The sequence below is a fragment of the Stenotrophomonas sp. CASM110 genome, from assembly GCF_049384345.1.
GTDB lineage: Bacteria > Pseudomonadota > Gammaproteobacteria > Xanthomonadales > Xanthomonadaceae > Stenotrophomonas > Stenotrophomonas muris.
This window is the reverse complement of the sequence record NZ_JBMRGI010000022.1, coordinates 1-24,088: the sequence shown is the minus strand read 5'-3', so window position 1 is coordinate 24,088 and position 24,088 is coordinate 1. Positions and strand designations below refer to the sequence as shown.

The following is a 24,088-nucleotide window of genomic DNA, read 5'->3' as shown; positions in this document are numbered from 1 at the left end:
CGAAGGTGTGCGGCCTGTCAAAGGCCCCACACCGTGCGATTGGGGTAGGCTGATCCTGTACCGACCATGTTCAAGGACCGACCATGCCCGAAATGGATATCAATGCCGCAGCCAACGAGGTCGTCGCCCTGCTGCGGCGGAACGATGCGCGTGCTGCCGCCACCCGCCTCCAGGCCCTGCACGACGGCCAGAGCGCAGTGGTGCAGGAATCGCTGGATCGCTATATCTCGGCGCGTGCGGCCGCCGAGCTTGAGGGCTTGCGCCGGAACGGGGGCGTGGCCGCAGCGGATGCAGCTACGGTGAATCCGATGCTGGATCGCTTGGGCGAGGCGACGCGCCCGCCCCGGATGCCCGATGCTGCCGAGACAGCGGGATTTAGCCAGGCCCAGCAGTACGACGTTTATGGCAGCATCGTGGCCCAGCGCGGCAACATCGCAGCGAACGATGCAATGGCAACCCAGGACCGCGTGGTGCTGGGGTTGCGCGATGAGAACCGCACGACCGAGGCGCGCGGACGTGGGGTCTACGATGACCGCATCGTGGTGCTGTGGAAGGATGCGCAGGGCCGCGGCCATGTGCGCGAGTTCAACCAGGCCACGACCGAGCCGACCGCCCAGTACGACGGCCATGCCAAGACCGCGCCGCGCAGCCCGGGCTTTGGCAATGTGGCGCCGCGTGCCAAGACCGAGGGTGAGGACGTCAACGGCGACCGGGTCAAGGATCTGGGGCGCCTGGGCGAGGGCACCATCGAGATGCGCGCGACCACTCATCCGCGCAATGGCCATCCCGATGAGTTCGCGCTGCGTCCTTCGCAGGACGCGATCACTGCGGGCGCCGGACGGGTGGAGCGCGACAGCAATGGCGATGGCTGGTTCGATGCGCGTGATACCCAGGGCGTGCAGGACCTCAACGACACCTTCAAGATCCATCGTGGCAGCCGTTCCAACACCGATTCGGCCGGTTGCCAGACCATCGGTGGCGGCGAGTATGACGACTTCGTGTCGACGGTGCGCGGCACGCCTGGGCAGAACCGCTGGCAGTACGTGCTGACCTCGGTTGCACCCGGCCAGACGCGCGAATTGGGGCAGGACGTGCCGCTCGCGGCCAACGATGACCCCCGTCAGCCGCAGCATCGCGATCATGCCCTGCAGCAGCAGATCAGTACGCGCCTGCAGGCCCTGGGCGGACGCTACGCCGAGCATGCCGAGGACTACAGCCTGGTGATGCTGCGCGAAGCGAAGGCCGCGGGCATCACCCGGGTCGACCAGATCGTGGCCAGCAATCCCAGCGCCGGCCGTGCGGCTGGCGAGACACTGTTCCTGGTGCAGGGCAGCCCGGGCGATCCTGCGGCGCTGCGCGCAGGGGTCAATGCGGCCGAGGTGCGCGAGACCGCGGTGGAATCCAGCCTGCGCCAGCTGCAGCAGCAATCGCGCGAACAGGCTGCACCTGCGCCCGCGCCGGCACAGCAGCAGGACGCGCCGGTGATGGGAGGGCGTTGATCGATGATCCGATCGCAGCTGACGCCGAGCGTTCCATTGATGCTGCTGCTGGCCTGCAGTGCCTGCGCGCCCGCTGGAGAGCGCGTCGCGCCGGTGGCGCCCACTGCCAGCTCGGCCGCGAAACCGGAGGCCCTGCCTGCGCAGACCCTTCCCACGGACCGCGGACTGCCCGCATTGCCGAAGGCTTCCGGCAGCGGCCATCCCGGCGGCCGCTACGCTACGCTGCCCGAACCTGCCAGGCAGGTGCTGGCGCAGTTGAAGTGCAACGTGGAGAGCGCCAGCAAGGTGGAGGTGCTCTCCATTCCCGCGCAGGATGGCCAGCAGGATTTGATGGTTACTGATCGCAGCGGGCCGCGTTTCCGCTATTGGATGCGGTCGTTCTCCGGCAGTGGCGGTACCACCGGCTATCTGGTGCAGCTGCAGGGCTGCCCGGCAACCACCACGGGCATGCGCGCCTACATCGCACAGGGAGCCGCACCGCTGCAGGATGTCACCGCATCCATCCTGGCGCAGGCCGGATTGCCCGATGCGGCGACCATGACGGCCTACCAGGACAAGGGCGCGGGCGATCTGTTCGCCTTCATCGGCGTGCTGGACAAAGTGCCAGTACTGCGCTGGGTGGCCGAAGCCGACCCCGAACAGCCACTGGCCGCCGATGCACGCAGCTTCGACCATGGCAATGCCATCCACGGCGGTTTCCTGCACTGGAACCAGGATCACTTCGAAGTGGCCAGGGCCGTTCCCGCCGCGCTATGGCCCTGCGATGACAGCCCCTTGCGGCCGTGCAAGGCCGACCCGTTCGTGACGGGGCGTTGAGGCATCGCGCACATAGAAGTCGGCAATGCGCGGAATGAACTGCTGCGGATTGGCACCGACAAGATTGGTCAGCACCACGACCGCCACGCCGCGCTCGGGATAGACCACGAAGGCCGAGCGCGCACCGCCGATACCGGCCACCTGAAGGTCGGGCGATGCGCGCAGTACCGCCCAGCCACCCGCCCACGGGCCGGCGCGGCCATCAGCGAGGCGCTCTGCGCTCCACATCCGCTGCCGGGCCGGGTCCTGCAGCAAACGGCCTTCGGTCAGCGCGACCAGCCAGCGCGCGGTGTCGTCGGCGGTGGTGAGGATGCCGCCACCGGCCCAGAGCGAAGGCGGTATGTCGTAGAACCAGTGCGACAGGCGGGACGGTGCATCCACAGCATCGGTGGCACGCGGGGCCAGGCTGTACATCGTCGCCGCATCCGGAATCAGGTCGTAGCTGTCGCCGAAGGTGGTGCGGGCCATGCGCGCGCTGCTGAACTGGCGTGTGGCCAGGAAACGTTCGTAGGACATACCGGATTGCTGCGCGATGATCCGTGCCAGCAGGACATAGTTGGTCTGGTTGTAGGCGAAGCGCTGCCCGGGCGCCGCTTCCAGCGGCCGCGCTGTCACCGCCGTCCACGCCTGTGCTTCGGAGCCACCGCCCAGCAGTCCGTTCGCATCAAGGATGTCCGGAAGGCCTGAGGCATGCGCCAGCAACTGGCGCACGCGTACGTCTTTCCACGCAGGTGGAAGATCATCCAGGTAGCGCGACGCCGGCGCGTCCAGATCCAGCTGCCCCCGCTGTGCCAACTGTGCGGCGGCCACGCCGGTGAACGCCTTGGTGGCCGAATTGAGCGGGAAGCGGGTGTCGCGCGTGGCAGGCACGCCATTCTCGACGTTGGCCAGGCCATAGGCCTCTGACAGCACGATCTGTCCCTGCTTGACCACGGCGACCTGCAAGCCGGGGATGCGCTGTTCCAGCATGACCTGGCGGATCAGGCGGCGGGTCTGGTCGTTGGCCGGGTCGTGGCTGGCAGAGATGGCAGCGAAGGGCAGTGCACTGATGAGCATGAGCAGCACTCGGAGCGTGGGACGGAACATGCGGCATTCCACTGGGACGTTGCGGATCGGATGCAGACGGCGCGTCAAAGGTTTAAGGGCGCGGTGGTGCCTACCGTTCGTCGGCCCATGACTTCCGGGGGGTTGACTACAGTTGTCGTCACGCAGACAGTGGCGACACGTGTAGTCAAGGGAGTGGTGTCATGCGTGGCAAGACGATCGGGGACCAGGAGCTGGCCCTGCTGCAGTACATCGATGAACATGCGCCGGCCACGGTCGGCGAGGTCGCCAGTGGCTATGGGGAGGCCCGTGGGCTGGCCCGCTCCACCGTGCTGACGATGATGGAGCGACTGCGGGCGAAGGGGTATCTTCAGCGCCAGCAGCAGGACGGTGTCTACCGCTACCAGGCCACGCGTGGCCCGCAGAGCGTGCTGCAGGGCGCGGTGGCGCAGTTCGTCGACAACACCCTGCAGGGCTCGGTGTCGCCGTTCGTGGCCTACCTGTCGCAGCGCCAGGAGGTCAGCGACAACGAGCTGGCCGAGCTGGAAGCGCTGGTTGCCCAACTCCAATCGCGCCGCCACGAGGGCTGAGCCATGGACACCACGATGCTGATCCCGATGTTGGAACGGCTGGGCTGGACCAGCCTGCAGACCGTGCTGCTGGTGGCCCTGGTGTATGGCGTATGCCGCGCGCTGCCGTCGCTGTCGGCGGCGACCCGCTGCCGCCTGTGGTGGCTGGTCTCGCTGCAGGCTGTGCTCGGCCTGTTCTGGAGCCAGCCGTTGCAGCTGGCCTGGCTGCCGGCGCCGCAGGCGGTGGCGATGAGCGCGACCGATGTGGCCGCCGACATGGTCTACCCGCTGGCCCCGGAGGCCTCGGCACAGCTGTTGGCCGCAATGCCGATGCCCGCCGCGGACGTGCCGGCGGTGGCATGGTGGGCCGTCGCACTGGCCACGCTGTGGATGTCCGGCGTGCTGCTGATGGCCCTGCGTACCTTCGGTGAGTGGCGTCGCTGCCGCGCGCTGCTGGCAGCGGCCTATCCCTGCGAGGACGAGGCGCTGGTGCAGGCCCTGCAGCTGGCCTCCGATGCGCACGGCGTGCGTCCTGCGCCGCGGTTGTGGATGAGCACGCAGGTGGACGCACCGCAGCTGGTCGGGCCGTTCCGCCCGGTGCTGCTGCTGCCGGCGGGCGACAACGCCCTGCAGGGCGACGCGCTGGACCTGGCCCTGACCCACGAACTGCAGCACCTGCAGCGGCGTGACCTGCAATGGGGCCTGCTGCCTGCACTGGCCCAGCACCTGTTCTTCTTCCACCCGCTGCTGCGCCTGTCGGTGCGTGAATATGCACAGGCGCGCGAGGAAGCGGTGGATGCAGCGGTGGTTGGCCAGCACGGTGCCAGCCGCCAGGCCTATGGCCGTCTGCTGCTGCAGCTGGGCGTGGCACCGCAGCCGCATCTGGGCGTGGCCAGTGCCGCACCGGATACCACCAGCCTCAAGCGCCGCCTGCTCTCGCTGCAGTCGCGCCGGTCCTGCCCGCGCATCCTGGCGATGGCGTTGACTGCGATGGTGCTGGTGGTGGGCGTGGCGCCGATGCGGCTGGTCGCAGCGCCGGTGCCGCCGGCACCGCCCGCGCCTCCTGCGGCGCCGAAGGTCGTGCCGCCGCCGCCGCCGAAGGCTCCGAAAGCGCCGCCCGCACCGCCTTCGTCCGCGCGCGTTCCGGCCGTGCCGGTGGCGCCCGCGCCGCCCGCCGAGCCGGCTGATGTCGAGGCGTTGTCAGGTCCGGACGATGCGGATGTGGCGGTCGACGTGGATGCGGATGTCGATGTCGATACCGGCATGCACAGTGAACACACGACCTCCCGCACCACTTCCATCACCACCTACGGCCGCCTGGACCTGGGCAAATCGCCGCCGGAGGCCTTCGTGCTGGTAGATGGCGATTCGACCTTCGCCAACGGCGGCATGGACGACGTGACGGTGGCCCGCAGACAGCTCGGCAAGGGCCCGGCGCTGTGGTTCCGCAAGGGCGACAAGCGCTACGTGGTGCGAGACCCGATGATGATCCAGAGCCTGCAGCGTGCCTACAGCGGCGCGGCGGATCTGGGCCGCCAGCAGAGCGAACTGGGCCGCCAACAGAGTGCGCTGGGTCGCCAGCAGGGCGAACTCGGCAGGCAGATGGGCGAGATGGGCCGCCTGCAGGGCGAGGAGGCGCGCCGCATGGCACTGGCCGCTGCCGAGGCTGCGCGCAGCGCGATGGCCGCGCATGACATCAACCGCGAAGCGGCGGCAGAAGCGGCGAAGGCGGCGCCGGGCGCGACCAACGATGCGGCCATTGCACGTGAGGCTGCTGCAGAGGCACGTCGTGCGATGCAGGAAGTGGACAACGAAACCGCGCGGGCCACCCACACCCGCGGCATGCAGCGCCTGGCCAGCCAGCAGTCTGAACTGGCCAGCCGCCAGGCGGCGCTGGGCAGCCGGCAGGCTGCGTTGGGTGAGCGTCAGGCACGCGTGCATGAGCAGGCGTCGCGGCAGGCGCAGCAGGTGATCGCGCGCGCACTGGCCAGCGGCAAGGCCGAGCGACTCTGACTGGTAGTGCCGGCCGCTGGCCGGCAATGTGGGGTGCCGGCCAGTGGCCGGCACCCACTGGGTTGATCAACCGCAGCTGGCGCGCTCGATCCGGTTCTGACCGTCCACCTGCACCGTCACGCGGTCCTGGCGGAAGTCCATGGTTACTTCCATGCCCGGCTTGACCACGCGCGCGTTGCGGGCACCGCTGTCGGCGACCAGTTTCTTGATGGTGGCCTCGTCGGCGGTCTTGCCGGTGAAGGCTTCCAGCGCTTCCGGCCTGCATTCGTGGGCGGCATCGGCCACCGGTGCCGGTGCGGCATCGTGGGTGGTGCTGCTGCCGGCGTGGCTGCAGGCGGCCAGCGGCAGGATGGCGAGCAGGGCAAGCGGATTGAGGCGCATCGTCGGACTCCAGGCGTGGATGGTGGCGGCAGTGTCACCGCTGCCACCGTCAGGGCATGTCAACGCGGCCCTTGGCCATTACTGCCCGACCAGCGCCAGTGTTTCGCGCTCGCGCTGCTCCTCGCGCACCAGTCGCTGCAGCAGCAGGGCCAGGGTGACCACGTCCTGATGGTTGTGGTCGGCCACCCGACGCAGGTTCACCGCATCGCCGCCGCGCAGGAAACGCAGCCATGCGCCCGGGGCTTCGGAGCCAGGCAGGTCATCCTCGCGCACCACGCGCAGCAGCTGGCGCTCAATGGTGGACAGCTTGCAGTTCTCCCACGTGCCGCGATAGCGGCGGCGGGTCGGGTACAGCAGGTCGACGTGATCCAGCGCGCTGATCGGGCAACGCTGGCGGGCCAGCCGGTAGCGCGTCTTCAGCAGCGGCGCATCGTAGCTGCGCCCGTTGTAGCTGCAGAACACGGTGGACGGCTGCAGCCAGCGGGCGAAGGTGGCCAGCATCGCGTCCTCGGCGGCCATCGTCGACATCAGCAACTGGCGGATGCGCAGGCCTTCGCCACGCTGCGGGCACACATGCCAGTCGGCGGCGCCGATCATGAAGGCGCGGGTGCCAGTGCCGCCGGCCAGGCCGGTGGTCTCGGTATCGAAGAACAGCAGGTCGCGCGCGGCGACGTGCTCGTGCTCGCGCCTGGCGAACGCCAGGGAAAGCGGTTCCGCGGGAATCGATTGCGGCTGCAGCGACTCGATCAGGAACAGTCCCGGCGCGATTTCCTCGCCGGGGAGCTGGCGATCCTGGGCACTGGCGCGTGCCGGTGCGGCTCCACCACGCGAGCGCAGGCCGAGCAGGCGGTGCAGGCTGCCCACTTCCGGTCGACGCAACGGTGCGGCGGCCGTCACAGGCGCGGCAGCGCCGGTCGGCTTGTGGCGGATTTCCTGTTCGACCCAGGCGAACACCGAGCGCTCCGCCGGTGGCTGCCGTGCATCGCTGGCGGCTACCGGGGCCGGCGCCGGGGGGGGCGGTTCGGGTGCCACCGGCGTGACTGCTTTCGGGTCGCCGGCCTGCTTCCGCAGCAGGCGCAGCTTGTCCAGGCTCAGGCTCACGGTGCCAGCAGCTCCATCGGCTCGCGCGTGGTCACCACCACGTCGCGCACGTGCTGGCAGGCTTCTGCGTCGAACAGGTCGAGCACGCGCAGCGCCAGCGCGCGCGGCGAGGTTTCATCTTCCTCCTGTGCAGCCAGCACCGGGCCGACACAGGCCGGGCAACCGGCCTTGCAGTCGCAGCGCTGCACCAGTTCGCGCGCGCGCTGCACCAGCTCGGCCTGGCGCTGCCACAGCGGCTCGCTCAGGCCAACGCCGCCAGGAAAGTTGTCGTACAGATAAACGGTCGGCACGAACTCCTGCAGCAGCTCCACCGCGCCAGGGTCGCCTTCGCTGCCGCGCAGCTGGCCACGGCCGCTCTGGTCGGCGATCGCGAACCAGGCACCATCGCCGTTGCCGACTGACTTCTGCAGATCGCGCGCATCGGCCATCACCGCCACGGTGGCGACGATGTGCAGGGCATACGCGGCGCCGAGGAACCCATCCAGCGCATCCTGCTTGCTGGCGAACGCGCGCAGCAGCAGCGCCTGCGGCAGCTGCCACCACACCGCAGTGGTGTGCAGTTCCTGGTCGGGCAGGTTCACCGGCCCATAGCCGATGTTCTCGTGGGTGTAATAGCGGATCTTCTTGTAGCCGGCCACGCGACGCACCACGTGCACTTCGCCATGGTGCGAATCGCCACGGCCGGCCACGCCACCGTCGAAACGGTCCAGCACCTTGAGCTTGGTGAAGTCGATGCTGTCGGTGTAGTAATCCACATGCGTGCGGGTGACATAGGCCTTGCGGCCGTCCCAGTCCAGCGTCTCCACCTGGTAGGGCGTGGACTGCACCATGTGGATGGCGCCTTCGTACAGGGTGAGTGCGGCGGCGGAATAATCGACCTCGGCGATGATCTGCTGGCGGCCGTCGCTGCGGTCGACCACCACGAAGTTGCCGTCGGCCACCGCGCGCAGGCTCACCGCGTTGGCCGGATAGCTGTCGGCGATCCATTCCCAGCGCTCGCCTTCGCGGTGGATGACTTCGGTTTCGGCCAGCGCTTCCAGGAACACTTCCGGATCGATCGGGCCGAAGCCATCGCCAACCCGGAACGGCAGTTCGAAGGCTGCGCAGCGGATGTGGTCGAACAGGATCAGCGGCTGGTCAGGTGCAATGCGTGCATGTTCGGGCGAGGCCTCGGCGAAGAAGTCCGGATGCCGCACCACGTACTGGTCCAGCGGCTGCGAGCTGGCCACCATCACCCCCAGCGCCGGCTGCTGGCGGCGACCGGCGCGGCCGAAGCGCTGCCAGGTGGCGGCCACGCTGCCGGGATAGCCGTTGAGAATGACCACGTCCAGGCTGCCGATATCCACGCCCAGTTCCAGCGCCGACGTGCTGACGATGCCGTCGATGTTGCCGGCGCGCATCGCACGCTCGGTCTCGCGACGCTCGGTGGGCAGGTAGCCGCCACGGTAGGCGCGGATGCGCGGCGGCTTGCGCGGGTCGTGGTCGAAGATGTCCTTCAGGTACTTGGTCAGCACTTCGACCATCAACCGGGTCTGCGCGAACACCAGGGTCTTCAGCCCGGACTTGATCGCGATGCGCGCGATGCGGTTGCTCTGCGAGCGTGCCGAGGCGCGCAGGCCCAGGTCCGGATTGATCACCGGCGGGTTCCACAGCAGTACCTGTTTCGGTCCGCTGGGCGCACCGGATTCGGTGATCGCGGTGACCGGTGCCTCGATCAACGCCTCGGCATGCGCCTGCGGATTGCCGATGGTGGCCGAGCACAGGATGAACTGCGGTTGCACGCCGTAGAACGCGCAGATGCGCTTGAGCCGGCGCAGCACGTTGGTGACGTGGCTGCCGAACACGCCGCGGTAGGTGTGTACTTCGTCGATGACGATGTAGCGCAGGTTCTCGAAGAACTGCGCCCACTTGGTGTGATGCGGCAGGATCGCCTGGTGCAGCATGTCCGGGTTGGACACCACGATGTCGCCATGCAGGCGGATCGCCTGGCGCGCATCACCCGGGGTATCGCCATCGAAGGTGAAGGCCTTGACGCCCAGATCGCCGGCACGGTTGAGTTCCAGCAGCTCGGCCACCTGGTCCTGTGCCAGCGCCTTGGTCGGGAACAGGTACAGCGCCTTGGCCTTGTCCTGCATCGCCGCGCTGACCACGGGCAGGGTGTAGCACAGCGACTTGCCGCTGGCGGTGGGGGTGACGATGGCCACGTGCTCACCACGCTGGCTGGCCTCCCAGGCCTCGGCCTGGTGGCTGTAGAGCTGCTCGATGCCGCGTGCCTTCAGGGCCGCGGCCAGGGCCGACGGTACCGCATCGGGAATGGGGGCATAGCGGCCCTCGCGGCCGGGAATGGCAAAGCTGCCGGTGATGCGGTCCTGGTAGCGGCGCTGCAGGCGCGCGCTGAGCAGGGCGCCGTCACGGGCGGGCAGGCCATCGCGGGTGGCGAGCTTCTGCTCGGCATCGGCGGTGCGCTTGGCGAGTTCGTAAGCCATGGAAAGTGGAGCCGGGACGGATTGCGAGGGGTCACATGGCACCACATCCACGTCTCAGGATGTGAGACATCGCACACGGAGGGCGTGAACCGTTCAGTGCTCGCGTCCCGTGGCGCCGCCGCATCTCCCCTGGCTGAACAGCTGCCAGTGCAGCAACGAAATCTGAAGCCGGCATCCGTATCCTTGGGCGCTGGACGCAACCAACAGGGCGGATGGCTGTGGCACGACGTGGAACGCAGGGAGCACTCCTGGCCGGCATGCTGCTGGCCGGCATCGCGCAGGCGCAGCAGGCCGCGCCGGTATCGGTGCCCGATCCTGCACCCGTTCCCCCTGCTGATGCCCCGGCAGCAGCCACCGCGCCGATCTCCACCGCCCTGCCGCAGGACAACGTCACCACCCTCGGCGAGGTGCGTGCACTCAAGCCCGACGACGAGCCGCTGGACCTGTACCGCTTCAAGAACCCGGTGAAGTTCGGCGACAACCGCTTCAGCCGCGACTGGAGCGAGCCACCGTCACCGGAGCAGGTCAGCATGGGCGGCGGCTACATCATGATGGGCGTGGTCAAGGGCGTGCTGGCGGCGGGCCGGGGCCTGAACAAGCTCACCGGTGGCCCCGACCAGATCCAGTCCGCCATCGCCCGGCCACCGCCTGAGCTCAGTGCCGAACAGCGGCAGCGTGCGCTGCGGTTCTCCCAGCAGCAGGATGCCGGTGATGCACCGCCGGTGAAGTAGGCCGGTATATCCTGCCGGTTCCTCAACCGATAGCGCTGCCATGTTCCTGCGTTCGTTCTGCCTGCTGGCTGCATTGCTGCCCGCGTCCGCCTTTGCTGCCGGCATCGCCGGTGATGGCGCGTGCCGCAATGGCGCGTTCCCCTCCGAACAGAGCCGGTTCGCGCTGGCGCGGGTGGTCGACGCACCGCGCCTGTATCTGCTCGGCGACATGGACGGGTGCCCCGCCAAGGGCGAACCGGCCTGCCGCCAGCGCAGCTATGTGGTCAACGGCGATACGGTGGTGACCGGTCGCGACCTTGGCCGCTACCGCTGTGCGTTCTTCCCGAACAAGGTGGGCGGCAGCGCCGGCTGGGTGGACCGCAGCAAGCTGCAGCCGTTGCCGGTGGCCGTGCCAACGCTGCAGGACTGGGTGGGCCACTGGAAAGACGGCGACAACGGCCTGCGCATCACCGTGCAGGGTGGACAACTGCATGTGGATGGCGACGCCTACTGGCCTTCTGCCAACCCCACGCCGGAACAGCGCCCGTATGGCCCGAACATGGGCCAGGTGGAAGCGCGCGCGACGCCGCGTGGTGCTGATGTCGAGTTCGTCGAGGACACGTGCCGGGTGCGCGTGCACTCGCTGGGCGAGGTGCTGATCGTGGCCGACAACAGCGAATGCGGTGGCATGAACGTGCGCTTCAACGGCGTTTACCGGCGCGCGGGCACGCGTTGAAGGACGCATGACGGAGGGGGTCAGAGCCCTGTCGCGGGCGAAAGGGATCCGACCCCGGGTCAGCGCCGCCGCTCCAGCCACCACAGCAGCGAAGCGCACACCGTGAACGCCAGCCACCAGGGCCAGCGCGAGCCCGGCACGGGCTGCATCATCGCCGTGTTCGTCGGCCCGCTGACGGACAACGCCCGCGTGGTTGCATCGATCATCGCCTGCTGGTGCAGTGCAGGTGCGGCCTTCGGGTCGAACACATAGCGCCAGACCGTGGTGTCGCCGTGCTGCAGGCGCTGCCAACCCGCCTCGCGCGGCCACCAGCCGGCGCAGCGCAGGGTCGACGTTGCGCCGTCAACGATCAGGGGCACGCTGTCTCCGCGCGCGTTGAAGACCTGCAGTGGCGCCTGCACGCCGCACAGCGCCTGCCGTTCGCCCGCCCAGCCGAGCGTCTGCGGCGACCACAGCGCATCACCGCTGCCCTGCGCACGCCCCAGCGTGGCGACGACGCTGCTCCAGAGTTCACCGTGGCGATCATCGCGTCCGGCCAGCACCCAGCGCCAGCTGTCGGTGATCGGCAGCAGGCCGATGCGGCCCTTGCCGACCGCGCGCCAGCCGCCGACGGCCTTGCCCGTCCCATCCCGCAGCAGGGCGTTGCTGCCTGGCGCCTGCAGCGCCAGTGCTTCCAGCGCGGGCAGGGGCGCACTGTGCGAGCTGCGGTCAGCCTCCTCGCCGTAGCCGGTCGGCAGCGTTCCGGCGGCGAGCGGGCCGCGTCGTGCGGCGAGGACCGCGCTGTCGCCGTCGCCGGGAAGTTCGAGGGCGTGGCTGCTGCCATCGCCCTGCACCGGCAGGCCCAGATCCTGCAGGCGCTGGCGCGCGCCGGCTGCAGGTGCGCCTGCACTACGCAACAGAACGCCAAGGCCGTCACGCAACGCCTGCCGCACGGCAGCCAGCTGGCCGGCACTCAATGCGGTCAGGCTGCGCTCGTCCAGCAGCAACAGATCGCTGCGCGCGAGTGACGCTGCATCCAGCGCGACCGCGCCATCCCCCACGCTGACACCTGCCCCGGTATCGGCCTGTACCTGCACGCGGATGCCGGTATCGGCGGCCCAGCGGCGCAGGTACTTCAGCTCCGGGCCCGGCGCACTGGCACGCACCAGCATGCGCAGCGGTGCCGCCGGCAGGGTCTGCTGCGGTACCGGCGCGCTGTCCACCACATGACCGCCGGCATCGAGCAGGCGCAGCTGGAACACGCTGCGGCCCTCGGCGCGGGCGATGCCGCTGAGCTGCACGTGACCGTCCTCGGCAACGTCCACGCGATCGACCACGCTGTCGGCGGGGTCAAGCAGTTCCGCCTTGGCCTTGGCGACGCCGCGCGCCTGTGCATGCACGTCGAAGCGTGCGCCGGGCGCGGTGTCGGCGGGTGGCTGCAGCGCGATCCACCCGCGCGTCGGAGCTACCGGCTGCCAGCGCACGTCGCGTGGCAGTACCGCGTCGCGGTCACGCGCGACCAGGCCGGCACCGACCAGCGTCAGCGTGGAAGCCGGATGCTGGCGCAGCGCCGTGGCCAGGTCCGGCACGCGCTGGCCCCCAGGCACATCGGCAGCCTCAGGCAACAGCAGCCGCGGGCCTGCGCTGGCCGGCAGCGCGCCGGCCTTGTCGGCATCGATTCCCAGCACGACCAGGCCGACCGCGGGTTGCTGGCCGGTGGGCGGGACCAGGCAGAAGTACAGCAGCGTGGCAGCGATCAGCTGCAGCGCAATCACGATCCACTGGCGGCCACGACGCGCGGCATTGCCACGCAGCTGGCGCACGCTGGCGATGACCACGATCAGGACGAGTGCCAGCGCAATCCACAGGTTCACAGCGGAGGCGTTCATGGCTGCACCTCCAGCGCATCAAGGTACCGCTGCCCCATCGCATCGGCGGCGTTGCGCCGCATTGCCTGCGGCAGGGGTCGCTGCAGCGCGCGCCATACCTGTGCGCGCAGGCGCTGGCGGCAGTCGCGGCAGCCGGGTTCGATGCGCAGCTGCTCGATGGCGGCAGCCAGATCGAGTGCGTCGGGCAGGTAGGCGGCATTGCGCTGCTGCCAGCTGGCGAGTGCGTCGAGGTCGGGCACGCTGGTGTCATCGCCGAGGCGCTGCCACGCTTCGACGATGGCCGGATCGGGCGGGGTGCGGGCGGCCAACGGCAGTTCACGGCTGGCCAGCCCAGCGCGATCGCCACCCAGCCGGCGGCCTTCATCGATCGGCGGCAGCTCCGGCCCCACCCGTGCCAGGTAGATGCGCTCGGCCTGCTGCACCTGCTTGATGAACCCCAGTGCCTTGTAGGCGAACGGCAGTGCCTGCTCCGGACGGCCCTGGCGCAGCTCGCCTTCGGCCGACCACATCTGGTCCAGCGCGGCCTTCAGCGTGGCGCGGGTCTGTGGGTCGAGCAGGGTCGCGGCCTCGGCATGGTCGTGGGTGTGGCCGTACTCCGACAGCACATCGGTGGCGCTGCCGAACACCGGTGGCGCATCGGCATTGGACGCCTTGCCGCCGTGGTCGTGGCCATGCGCGTCGTGCGCACCGGCCTCGGCGCCATGGTCGTGATCGTGTTCGTCGTCGTGGCTGTCTGCGGTCGGCGCATCGCTGGTGGGCAGGTCGCTGGTCGGCGGTGGCTTCGGTGCACCTTCGCTTTCTTCGCCCAGGAACTGGCCATAGCGCAGGCGCAGGATGCGCTGGTCGACACCGATCGCATCGCTGCGTTTCACGAAGTCCTCGGCGGCGAGGCTGCGTCGCTGCCGGATCAACGCCTCGGCATCGATGATGATCTGCCGCTGGCTGCGGAAATAGGCCGGCAGGGTCTTCTTGATGCGGCCTTCCAGTTCGGCACCGAGTGCAACCTCGGCGCTAGGCAAGCGCAGGATCACGCTGCTGCTGCGCCCGGTCTGCGGCGTTGGCGCGTGGTTGTCGCACACTTCCAGCTGGGCGATGACATCGTTGCCCGGTTGCGCGCCCAGCGCAGCCAGATCAAGCGTGTGGGCGAAACGCCGCGCGGTGGCTTCGCCGCTGCCGGCAAGCGTCACGCTGCGTTTCACGAAGGTGATGTTCTCACCGCTGCCCTGGGTGGTGGTGACCGACAGCGTTGCCTGCGCGGCTACGCCGTAGTCGTCGGTGGCCTCGAAGCGCAACGACCACTGGCGTTGCCCGGGCGTGCCCAGCACCAGGCTGGCGGCCGGCTCCAGCACGCGTACGCCGGGCGCGCGGTCGGCGACCACGTCCAGACGATGCAGGTCGGTTCCGGCCAACGCCGGCTCGCTCACCACGCGGTACAGCACCGGCGTGCGCGCCACATCCTGTGCCTGCCACTGGCCATCGTGTTCGTTCAGCGGCAACCGGCGACCATCGTGGAACTGCAGCCATGCCTTGTCCGGTGCGCGATCAAAGCGCAACGACCACGACAGCCGGCTGTCGGCGGCGACCTTGGCATCCAGTGCGTTCTGGGTGAGCGTGGCCTGGCCGGTATAGGCCGGCGCGTCGATGCGCATGCGGGTGGACTGCAGGTGCAGTGGGCCCGCGGCAGCCGTGCTGCCAGGCGCCGACGCACGGGCCGGCGCGGAGCCGGGGCTGGAACGTGGCCAGCCGAATGCCAGCGCAACGATGGCCAGGCCTGCGATCCAGCACAGCGCCAATGCTCCACGCGGCCAGCGCGGACGCAGTTCCGGCATCGCGCGTTCCAGCGTGGCCAGCACATGCGCGCGCTGGCGCTGCTGCAGCGGATTGAGGGTAAGCGCATCGGCAAACAGCAGGTCGGCACTGTCCTCACTGGCGCCGCTGCCATCGAGCTGGCGCTGCAACCACTGCGGGTCCAGCTGGCGGGAGCGTGCCGTGGCGAGCGCTGCGCAGGCAAGCAGGCCGATGGTGCCGATCACGCAGGCGATATCGAAGCCCGCCAGGCGCAGCGCCAGCACCGTTGCGGCCAGCGCCCACGGCAGGCCCAGCAGCAGGGTGACGAGCGCACGGCGGCGGCGCGCGTGCTGCCAGGCGAGCTGCAGGGTGTTCATGCGGGCCCCCTGCGTCGATGACTGCTGGCCATCCAGCGTTCCAGCGCGAACAGCAGCACGATGGCCAGCAGCAACCACGGGGTGAGCTTGCGCAGCGGCGGCGTTGCCGCAGGCAGTGCTGCCTGGCGGGGGGCCTGGTCCTGGGCATCGCCGAGGCGTGGCAGCGGAGGCGGCTGCAGAGCCAGCAGCAGCGCGCGTGGCAACTGCGGATCGCGCAGCGCAGCGTTGCCTGAGGCATCCCAGTCGCCGGGCAGAGACAGCAGGACACCGTGGCCGATGCGTTGCTGCCACAGCAGCGGGGAGCCCTCGGTGTTGCGCAGCAGGATGCTGGCCTCGGCGGCAGGCTTGCCGGCAGTCACTACACGTCCGCCGTCCTGCAGCCACGCCTGCCAGTTCGCCGGCAGTGCGCCAGTGCGGCTCCACACGCCGATCTCGCCGCGTTCGGGCAGCGCATCCGCCACCAGAGGCGCGAGCGGCGCCTGCCTGCCCCACGCGCGCTGCAGTGCATTCAACCAGTGCTGGACGGCGGCCGAAGCATCGCTGTGCACGCGCAGGCGCGGCAACGTTGCGGCACTCGGTCGCTCACTCACCGGTATCGGCTGCGGGCGCCACTGCACCTCGCGCGACAGCTGCAGGCGTGCGCCGTCCAGGCCGGGCAGGGGATCGGGAACGTGCACGGTCAATGCGGTGCCCGCAGGCAGCTGTGCGTCCAGTTCGCGCAGCAGGCTGGGCAGGGAAGCCGTGGACGCGGGTGGCACTTGATCAATGGCAGGGAAGCCGGGCGCCAGCCAATGCCAGTTGCCCGCTTCGGCGGTGCCGCGTAGTGCGGTCGCGTCCAGCCCTGGGGCTACGACCGTCCACGCAGTGAGGGCTGGCGCAGGCCCGGTCAATGCAGGTCGTGCCAGCAGCAAGGCCAACGCGGCAAGCAACAGCAGGCGCACCAGCAGCAACGGCCAGTCATCGAAGCGGATGCGCTGGCGCGGCCGGATCTGTGCACGCAGCCAGCGCAGCGCGGCGAAATCCAGCGGTGTGTACGGATGGCGGCGGGCGAGGTGGATCAGCAGCGGCAGCAACCCTGCAGCGAGCGCGGCCAGGCCCAACGGGAACAGCAGGGTCATGCGCCGCCCCTGCGGCCAAACAGTGCCTGCAGTGGTTGGTCCAGCGGCTGGTCGAGCCAGCCAGTGGCACTGGCGATGCCGCTGGCCTGCAGGCGCGACTGCAATGCGTTGCGTGCGTCAGCGAAGCGTTGCAGGTAGTCGGTGCGGATCGCCGCGCCATCGCCCAGCAGTTCCTCGCCGGTCTCCGGATCGCGGAAGCGATGGCCTGCGCCGAACGGGAAGTCCCGCTCGTCGGCGGTGAGGATCTGCAGCAGTGCCACTTCGCGGCGTGCGCTGGCCAGTTGTTCCAGCAGCACAATGCCGGCCTCGTCAAAACCGTCGCCGATCGCCAGCAGCAGATCGCCCGGGCGCACGCGCTCCCACAGCGGGCGCAGGCGATCGGCCACAGGCCAGCCGCCACGCGCCTGCAGTGCATGCAGTTGCAGGTGCACGCGATCACGCTGGCGTGCGCCGTTCGCTGCGGGCACCAACTGCAGTCCATCGCCATTGATCGCCAGCAGGCCGAAACGGTCGCTCTGCTGCAGGGCCAGTTCCACCACGCAGGCGGCCACACCGCGCATGTGGTCCAGGCGGGTGCGCTGCGGTGCCGCGCGATCGGCCTGGCCGGCCGAGGCGGTGGCATCAAGCAGCAGCCAGACCGTGATCGGGCTTTCGCGTTCGGATTCGCGCACGAAGAAGCGGTCCGAGCGTGCATACAGCTTCCAGTCGATCTGGCGCAGCTCATCGCCTGGTTCGTAGGCACGGTACTGGGCGAATTCGAGGCCGGCACCGCGGCTGCGGCTGGCGTGCTGGCCGATGCCACTGGCGCCACTGGCCAGGCGTGGCCGCACGCGGAGCGTGCGCAGGCGCGCACGCAGTTCCGGTGGCAAGGTCAGCGGGGTACCGGCGTTCACGGGTGGCTCAACCCGGGAACGGCACGGCCTGCAGCAGGGCGGCGACCACGTCGTCGGCACGCTTCTGCTCGGCCTCGGCGGCGAACGACAGCAGCAGGCGATGGCGCATCACCGGCGCGGCCAGTGCCTGCACATCCTCGCGGGTGGCGGCAAAGCGGCCCTGCAGCAATGCGCGCGCTTTTGCCGCCAGCACCAGCGACTGTCCGGCGCGCGGGCCCGCGCCCCACTTCACCCACTGGTTGATCGCGGCGGGTGCGCCTTCGCCTGGGCGGCTGGCGCGCACCAGGCGGGTGATCCAGGCCAGCACATCCGGGCTGACATGCACCTGGCGTACGGCGGCCTGCAGCGCGATCACCGCCTCTGCATCCATCACCTTCGGCACCGCGTCGGTGGCGCCGCCGGTGGTCTGTTCCAGGATCTGCCGCTCCTCGTCCTCGCTGGGGTAATCCACCAGCACGTGCAGCAGGAAGCGGTCCAGCTGCGCTTCCGGCAGTGGGTAAGTGCCCGCCTGCTCGATCGGGTTCTGTGTGGCCAGCACGAAGAACGGCGCCGGCAGTGCGTAGGTGGTGCCGGCGTAGCTGACCGTGCGTTCCTGCATCGCTTCCAGCAGTGCGGCCTGGGTCTTGGGCGGGGTGCGGTTGAGTTCGTCTGCCAACAGCAGGTGGGTGAAGATCGGGCCCTGCTGGAAACGGAAATGGCGATGGCCGGTGCCGTGGTCTTCCTCCAGCAGCTCGGTGCCGAGGATGTCGCTGGGCATCAGGTCGGGGGTGAACTGCACGCGCCGGAACTGCAGTTCCAGCGCCTGCCCGAGCGAGCGCACCAGCAGGGTCTTGCCGAGCCCGGGCGCGCCTTCCAGCAGGCAGTGGCCGCCGGCCAGCAGGCCGATCAGCAGCTGCTCGACCACGGTGTGCTGGCCCACCACGGCGCGTGCAAGCGTGGCGCGCAGCGCATCCAGGCGTGGCAACAGGGAATCGAGGTCGGGGGAAGTCATGGGCGTGCCGGTCCTATCAATTGTTCAACGCGTACATCACGATGTTGACGCCGAAGCGGGTGTTGTCTTCGGCCAGGAAACGCTTGTTGCGCCAGTCGTAGTCCCACTCGCAGCCGTAGTCCTTGTTGCTGTAGAGCAGCCCCAGGCGGCCATCGATCTCGATGCCCTTCAGGTAGTCGTGCACCAGGTCGTCGCCCCAGCCGTTGAGTTCGAAGCTGGTGGCCGGCGGGCCATCGGGGAAACGGAAGAAGCTGCGGTACAGCGGGTGGCTGTTGGGCAGCTTCTGCAGTGCCCTGGGACCAAACAGGCGGCCCATCTGTGCCTCGAACGAGGTGGCGAACAGCCCATCGATATCGTGGTTGCAGTCGTCGACGAAGACGAAGCCGCCATTGCGCACATAGCGCACGAAGTTCTGCCGCTCGGCGGCATTGAACTCCACCAGCGTGTGGCCGGCCAGGTAGCAGAACGGCGCTTCCAGCATGCGCGGGTCGGCCAGTGCCACCACGTGCTCCTGCGGGTCCACGCGCAGCGAGGTGTAGTCGATCAGCGAGGTGATCAGGTTGGACGGCATGCGCGCGTCCACGTCCCAGTCACCGGAGTCGTACTGCAGGCGGGTGAACCAGAAGTCGTAGCGCGAACTGCGCGGGCCTGCCTGTGCCCAGGCCGGCAGCGCCGCCGCCGAAGCGGCAGCGGCCAACCAGCGCAGGCAGGCCCGGCGATCCATCAGACGGCGTCGGACAGCGAGGTGAAGGTGAAATCGCGCAGCTTCATCGGCGGGATCATCATCACGTAGCTGGACTCATCACCGGCCACACGCACCGGCTTGCCCAGCTCTTCGATGTTGTTGAGCATGATCACCGGCGACTCGTTGAAGCGGAAGTTCTTCACCGGGTGCTTGATCTGGCCGTTCTCGATGTAGAAGGTGCCGTCGCGGGTGAGGCCGGTCAGCAGCACCGTCTGCGGATCGACCATGCGGATGTACCAGGTACGCGTGACCAGGATGCCCTTCTGGGTGCCACGCACCAGCTCGGCGGTGCTTTTGTCGCCACCGCTCATCAGCAGGTTGCCCGGCGAGGCCTTGGCGGTCTTGCCCTGCTTCTGCGCCCAGAAGCGCGAGTAGTCCAGGTTGGCGATCTTGCCGTTCTCGATGATGGCCATGCGCTCGCGCGGCAGGCCTTCGTTGTCCCACGGCAGCACCGGTGCGTCCGGATGCCACGGATCGGCGATCATGGTCACGCGCGGGTCGTAGACCTGCTCGCCCAGCTTGTTGCCACCACCCTTCTTCGACAGGAAGCTGCGGCCTTCATCGGCCGAGCGCGCACTGAAGAAGTTCATCATGAAGCTGATCAGGCCTGCCGCTGCGGCCGGCTCCAGGATCACCGTGTACTTGCCCGGTTCCAGCGCCTTGGCTTCGGCCGACTCGGTGGCCTTGCGCATGGCGATGTGGATGTCCTGGTCGGCCTTGAAGTCGGCCGCATCCTTCAGGTTGCGGCCGACCCAGCCCGAGCCGCGGCCATCTTCAGTGCGCACGGTGCAGGTGTAATCGAAGTTGGTGGTGCGCTGGTAGGCGAAGTTGCCGTTGCTGTTGGCGGTGGCCTGGAAGCCCTGGCCGTCCTCGAGGAAGCCGGCGGCGATCAGGCCGTGACCACGGCACGGGGCGATCGAATCGGCGGCGACCTTGGCACGGAACGCCGGATCGATGGCAGCAGTGGATTCGCTGAAGGTGGGGCTGGCGCGGTAGCTCTGCTTGCCGATGGCCGGCATGAACTCCGGGTTCTCCGGGGCCAGGCGGGCCAGGTCTTCGGCACGGCGCACCACGCGTTCCAGCGCGGCATCGTCGAACTCGTTGATCGAGGCGGTGCCGACGCGCTTGCCGAAGGCGACGGTGACTGCCAGTTCGGTGTTGTCGACGATGCCACTGGTGGAGACATTGTTCAGCGCGAAGCGGATGTTGCCGCTGATCGCGCCGGCCAGCACGGCGGTGCACTCGTCGGCCTTGGACAGGGCGATGACCTTGTCGAGGATGGCCTTGGCCTGGGCTTCGGTGAAGATACTCATGGTGTAAGGGCTCCTGACCGGTCAGCCGAGGCTGCGTGCGGTGTTGATGACGTTGATGCCGTTGAAGCGCGCGGTGGACGAGCCGTGCGAGACCGCCGAGACCTGTCCCGGCTGGCCCTTGCCGTCGAAGAACGAACCGCCCAGGCGGTAGTCGCGTTCGTCGGCCACGGCGGTGCAGGCGTTCCAGAACTCCGGCGTGCGGATCTGGTAAGCCACGTCTTCCAGCATGCGGGTGATCTGGCCGTTCTTGATCTCGTAGAACAGCTGGCCGCCGAACTGCGCGTTGTAGCGCTGCTGGTCGATCGAGAACGAGCCATCACCGATGATGTAGATGCCGTTCTCCACGTCCTTGATCAGGTCCGGCACGCTCAGCGGCGTCTTGCCCGGTGCCATCGACACGTTGGCCATGCGCTGGAACTGTACGCTGGACCACGAGTCGGCATAGCAGCAGCCGTCGGACTCGGTCTTGCCGAGGATGTGGGCCTGGTCGCGGATGGTCTGGTAGTCCACCAGCTTGCCGTTGCTGATCAGGTCCCAGCGCTTGCACTTCACGCCTTCATCGTCGTATGCCACCGCGCCGAGGCTGCCGGGCTGGGTCTTGTCGGCGAAGATGTTGACCAGCTCGCTGCCGTACTGGAAATGCTGTTCGCGCTTGTCCAGGGTGGCGAAGCTGGTGCCGGCGTAGTTGGCTTCGTAGCCGAGCACGCGGTCCAGTTCCAGCGGGTGGCCGATCGACTCGTGGATGGTCAGCCAGGTATGCGACGGATCGAGCACCAGATCGTACTTGCCCGGCTTCACCGACGGGGCCTTCAGCTTTTCCTGCGCCTGCCGGGCGGCGGCGATGGCGTCTTCCTTCATGTCGTAGGAAGAACTGTAGTTGACCACGCCATTCGGGCTGACCACCTTGCCGGCGGCGGCGCCGTCCAGGTACTCGTAGCCCAGGCCCATCGGCGAGGACAGGCCCGAACGGGTGCGGAACTTGCCGCTGCTCTTGTCGATGGCGGTGACCGTCATCGGCGCCCAGATGCGGTGCACGTCCTGGTCGATATAGGAACCATCGGTGGAAGCAAAGTACTTCTGCTCGTTGACCAGGAACAGCATCGAGTTGACGAAGCTGGCACCAGCGCCCATTGCGGCAGCGTTGACGTCCAGCAGCAGGCCGACCTTGTCCTTGATCGGCACCTCCATCGCATTCTTGCGGATCGGCGTGCGCCAGCTCACCTCACCCACGCCCGGCGCCTTGGCCAGCTGCACCGGTGCGGTCTGCACGCCGGCATTGGCCTTGGCGATGGCCGCCGCCTGCTGCGCGGCCCTGGCCACGTCGGCGGTACCCAGTGCGTTGGTGGCGGCAAAGCCCCAGGCGCCGTTGACGATCACGCGGATGCCCACGCCGGTGGACTCGGTGTTCACCACGTTCTGCACCTTGTCCTCGCGGGTGATCACGAACTGCCGCAGGTAGCGGCCGATGCGCACGTCGCAGTAGGTGGCACCGGCGCTGCGCGCCGCCTGCAGCGCCGCGTCGGCCAGGCGCTTCTTCAATGCCGGGTCGAGGCTGGACTGCAGCTGCTCGGCGGCGATCACCTTGCCGAAGAAGGAGGGCACGATCAGCCCGCCCGCGGTAAGCCCGGTCAGGGCCAGGAAGTCACGTCTTTGCAAGGCTGCTCTCCATGTCGAAGGATGGGTGGCTCAAGCGCCGAGACTGCGCGCGGTGTTGATGATGTTGATGCCGTTGAAGCGGGTGGTGGACGAACCGTGCGAGACCGCCGAGACCTGGCCGGGCTGGCCCTTGCCGTCGAAGAACGAACCGCCCAGGCGGAAATCGCGTTCATCGCAGATGGCCGTGCAGGCATTCCAGAATTCCGGCGTGCGGATCTGGTAGGCCGCATCCTCGACCATGCCGGCGATCTTTCCGTCCTTGATCTGGTAGTACAGCTGGCCACCGAACTGTGCGTTGTAGCGCTGCTGGTCGATCGAGTACGACCCCCGGCCGTGGATGTAGATACCGTTCTCCACGTCCTTGATCATGTCCTCGACGCTGAGCGGCTGCTTGCCCGGCGCCAGCGAGACGTTGGCCATGCGCTGGAACTGCACGCTGGACCAGGAATCGGCGTAGCTGCAGCCATGCGATGCATCGCGGCCGAGGATATGGGCTTCATCGCGGGTGGCCTGGTAATCGACCAGGATGCCGTCGCGCACCAGGTCCCAGCGCTGGGTCTTGACGCCCTCGTCGTCGTAGCCGACCGCACCGAGGCTGCCCGGCTGGGTCTTGTCGGCGAAGAAGGTGACGATGTCGCTGCCCCAGCGGAAACCCGCATCGCGCTTGTCCAGCGTGGCGAAGCTGGTGCCGGCGTAGTTGGCTTCGTAGCCGAGCACGCGGTCCAGCTCCAGCGGGTGGCCGACGTTTTCGTGGATGGTCAGGAACAGGTTGGACGGGTCCAGCACCAGGTCGTACTTGCCGGGCTTCACCGACGGCGCCTTCAGTTTCTCGCGCGCGTGGCGGGCGGCCGCAATGGCGTCCTCGACCGGGTCGTAGGAATCGCGGTAAGCGGTGATGCCACCGGGCAGGTGCACCTTGCCGCGCGCATCGCCATCGAGGAACTCATAGCCCATGCCCATCGGCGAGGACAGGCCGGCGCGGGTGCGGAACCTGCCGCTGGCCTTGTCGATGGCGGTGGCGGTGAACGGCAGCCAGATGCGATGGATGTCCTGGTCGATGAACGAGCCATCGCTGGAGGCGAAGTACTTCTGTTCGTTGACCAGGAACAGGGTGGAATTGATGTAGTCGGCGCCCGCATCCAGCGCGGCGGCATTGAGGGCCAGCAGCAGTTCGACCTTGTCCTGGATCGGCACCGCCATCGCGTTCCTGCGGACGGGGGTCTGCCAGCGCACCTCCCCGACCGGCGGCGTCGGCGCCAGCTGCACCGGCCGGGTCTGGATGCTGGCGTTGGCGCGGGCGATCGCGGCCGCCTGCTCGACCGCAGCGCGTACGGCGGCCTCGGTCTGCTGGTGGGTGGCAGCGAAGCCCCAGGCCCCGTTGACGATCACCCGCACGCCCACGCCGGACGATTCGCGGTTGGTCACGTTGCCGACCTGATGCTCGCGGGTGATGACCGACTGGTTGAGGTAGCGGCCGATGCGCACATCGCAGTAGCTGGCCTTGGCCGTGCGTGCGGTGGCCAGCGCCACGTCCGCCAGGCGCCTGCGCTGGAGGGTGTCGACCGGGGCGAGCAGTTGCTCGGCGGCGATGGCACGGGAATGCGGCAGCAGCAGGCCCGCCAGGCCCAGACCGGAAAAAGCCAGGAACTCACGTCGTTGCACAGCGTTTCTCTCTCTCGCTTGCGTGCGGCCGGCAACGGGCCGAGCCGATCGTCAACCACTCGACTTTCGCCAGCGCGGGGCATCCGGGCAAGTGACTGCAGTCATGGTTGGGGGTGTTTCGGCAGGGCTTGCAGCCCTGCACCTGCTCAGAGCCGGAGCAACAGCCACAGCAACAGCGGGCTTGCTGAGGGATGGCGGCGCGGTGTGGGTGGGCAGGACACGCCGTAAACCCCCCTCCGGGGTCCGGCCCAGCCGCTGGCGGCTGTGCGTTCGGGCGCTTGCGAAGCAGTGCTTCGCAAGCAAAGCGCCCTCACCCATGGGG

19 protein-coding genes are annotated in these 24,088 nt (G+C 68.7%); 6 read left to right on the top strand and 13 right to left on the bottom strand.

Annotated elements, in window-relative coordinates; translation table 11 throughout:
• Nucleotides 1–83 precede the first annotated feature (83 nt).
• Nucleotides 84–1,499 carry an XVIPCD domain-containing protein gene (locus tag VG561_RS17240; RefSeq protein WP_423179837.1) on the top strand — a complete coding sequence of 472 codons (1,416 nt, stop codon included), beginning with the start codon at nucleotides 84–86 and terminating at the stop codon, nucleotides 1,497–1,499.
• A 3-nt stretch (nucleotides 1,500–1,502) separates the two neighbouring features.
• Nucleotides 1,503–2,315, top strand: a complete 813-nt coding sequence (locus tag VG561_RS17235) for a hypothetical protein (RefSeq protein ID WP_041862920.1) — start codon at nucleotides 1,503–1,505, stop codon at nucleotides 2,313–2,315.
• Here the strand turns inward: VG561_RS17235 and VG561_RS17230 are convergent.
• A complete protein-coding gene (locus VG561_RS17230) occupies nucleotides 2,250–3,371 on the bottom strand; it encodes a serine hydrolase domain-containing protein (protein ID WP_423179836.1) in 1,122 nt (373 codons plus the stop codon). The genes VG561_RS17235 and VG561_RS17230 overlap by 66 nt on opposite strands.
• Nucleotides 3,372–3,562: 191 nt before the next feature.
• Here VG561_RS17230 and VG561_RS17225 point away from each other — a divergent pair, with 191 nt between their 5' ends.
• Together VG561_RS17225 and VG561_RS17220 are read left to right on the top strand one after the other, a co-directional pair.
• Entirely contained in the window at nucleotides 3,563–3,949 is a 387-nt protein-coding gene (locus tag VG561_RS17225) for a BlaI/MecI/CopY family transcriptional regulator (RefSeq protein WP_142235502.1), read from the top strand.
• Between the two features lie 3 nt (nucleotides 3,950–3,952).
• Nucleotides 3,953–5,941 carry a M56 family metallopeptidase gene (locus VG561_RS17220; RefSeq protein WP_423179835.1) on the top strand — a complete coding sequence of 663 codons (1,989 nt, stop codon included), beginning with the start codon at nucleotides 3,953–3,955 and terminating at the stop codon, nucleotides 5,939–5,941.
• A 66-nt stretch (nucleotides 5,942–6,007) separates the two neighbouring features.
• Here the strand turns inward: VG561_RS17220 and VG561_RS17215 are convergent, their stop codons facing one another.
• From VG561_RS17215 to VG561_RS17205, 3 genes are all read right to left on the bottom strand, one after another.
• Complete coding sequence (locus VG561_RS17215; protein ID WP_049404229.1) at nucleotides 6,008–6,322, bottom strand: I78 family peptidase inhibitor; 315 nt, start codon at nucleotides 6,320–6,322, stop codon at nucleotides 6,008–6,010.
• A gap of 78 nt (nucleotides 6,323–6,400) precedes the next feature.
• On the bottom strand, nucleotides 6,401–7,423 hold the full coding sequence (locus VG561_RS17210; protein ID WP_423179834.1) for a ribonuclease H-like domain-containing protein: 1,023 nt from the start codon (nucleotides 7,421–7,423) through the stop codon (nucleotides 6,401–6,403).
• Nucleotides 7,420–9,909, bottom strand: a complete 2,490-nt coding sequence (locus tag VG561_RS17205; RefSeq protein ID WP_197574821.1) for a DEAD/DEAH box helicase — start codon at nucleotides 9,907–9,909, stop codon at nucleotides 7,420–7,422. Before VG561_RS17205 ends, VG561_RS17210 begins: the two co-directional genes overlap by 4 nt.
• 212 nt (nucleotides 9,910–10,121) lie before the next feature.
• Between VG561_RS17205 and VG561_RS17200 the strand changes: the two genes are divergently transcribed.
• Together VG561_RS17200 and VG561_RS17195 are read left to right on the top strand one after the other, a co-directional pair.
• Nucleotides 10,122–10,640, top strand: a complete 519-nt coding sequence (locus VG561_RS17200) for a hypothetical protein (RefSeq protein WP_032957598.1) — start codon at nucleotides 10,122–10,124, stop codon at nucleotides 10,638–10,640.
• 40 nt (nucleotides 10,641–10,680) lie between these two features.
• Nucleotides 10,681–11,355, top strand: coding sequence for a hypothetical protein (locus VG561_RS17195; protein WP_049404222.1), 675 nt, complete (start codon nucleotides 10,681–10,683; stop codon nucleotides 11,353–11,355).
• Between the two features lie 59 nt (nucleotides 11,356–11,414).
• Here the strand turns inward: VG561_RS17195 and VG561_RS17190 are convergent, their stop codons facing one another.
• The 9 genes from VG561_RS17190 to VG561_RS17150 are packed head-to-tail and all read right to left on the bottom strand — an operon-like array spanning nucleotide 11,415 to nucleotide 23,766.
• Complete coding sequence (locus VG561_RS17190; protein ID WP_423179833.1) at nucleotides 11,415–13,223, bottom strand: hypothetical protein; 1,809 nt, start codon at nucleotides 13,221–13,223, stop codon at nucleotides 11,415–11,417.
• On the bottom strand, nucleotides 13,220–15,388 hold the full coding sequence (locus VG561_RS17185) for a hypothetical protein (protein WP_423179832.1): 2,169 nt from the start codon (nucleotides 15,386–15,388) through the stop codon (nucleotides 13,220–13,222). The genes VG561_RS17190 and VG561_RS17185 overlap by 4 nt, the downstream gene beginning before the upstream one ends.
• Nucleotides 15,385–16,506, bottom strand: a complete 1,122-nt coding sequence (locus VG561_RS17180) for a BatA domain-containing protein (RefSeq protein ID WP_423179831.1) — start codon at nucleotides 16,504–16,506, stop codon at nucleotides 15,385–15,387. The genes VG561_RS17185 and VG561_RS17180 overlap by 4 nt, the downstream gene beginning before the upstream one ends.
• A complete protein-coding gene (locus tag VG561_RS17175) occupies nucleotides 16,503–17,399 on the bottom strand; it encodes a DUF58 domain-containing protein (RefSeq protein WP_423179830.1) in 897 nt (298 codons plus the stop codon). The genes VG561_RS17180 and VG561_RS17175 overlap by 4 nt, the downstream gene beginning before the upstream one ends.
• Nucleotides 17,400–17,406: 7 nt before the next feature.
• Complete coding sequence (locus VG561_RS17170) at nucleotides 17,407–18,390, bottom strand: AAA family ATPase (protein ID WP_423179829.1); 984 nt, start codon at nucleotides 18,388–18,390, stop codon at nucleotides 17,407–17,409.
• 16 nt (nucleotides 18,391–18,406) lie between these two features.
• Nucleotides 18,407–19,114: a DUF4159 domain-containing protein gene (locus VG561_RS17165; RefSeq protein ID WP_032957605.1), complete on the bottom strand. Its 708-nt coding sequence runs from the start codon at nucleotides 19,112–19,114 to the stop codon at nucleotides 18,407–18,409.
• Nucleotides 19,114–20,448 carry a TldD/PmbA family protein gene (locus tag VG561_RS17160; RefSeq protein WP_423179828.1) on the bottom strand — a complete coding sequence of 445 codons (1,335 nt, stop codon included), beginning with the start codon at nucleotides 20,446–20,448 and terminating at the stop codon, nucleotides 19,114–19,116. Before VG561_RS17160 ends, VG561_RS17165 begins: the two co-directional genes overlap by 1 nt.
• Before the next feature lie 21 nt (nucleotides 20,449–20,469).
• Nucleotides 20,470–22,104 (bottom strand): TldD/PmbA family protein, encoded by a 1,635-nt coding sequence (locus VG561_RS17155; protein WP_014645477.1) that lies wholly within the window; start codon nucleotides 22,102–22,104, stop codon nucleotides 20,470–20,472.
• Between the two features lie 30 nt (nucleotides 22,105–22,134).
• On the bottom strand, nucleotides 22,135–23,766 hold the full coding sequence (locus VG561_RS17150) for a TldD/PmbA family protein (protein ID WP_032957606.1): 1,632 nt from the start codon (nucleotides 23,764–23,766) through the stop codon (nucleotides 22,135–22,137).
• Nucleotides 23,767–24,088: the final 322 nt, after the last annotated feature.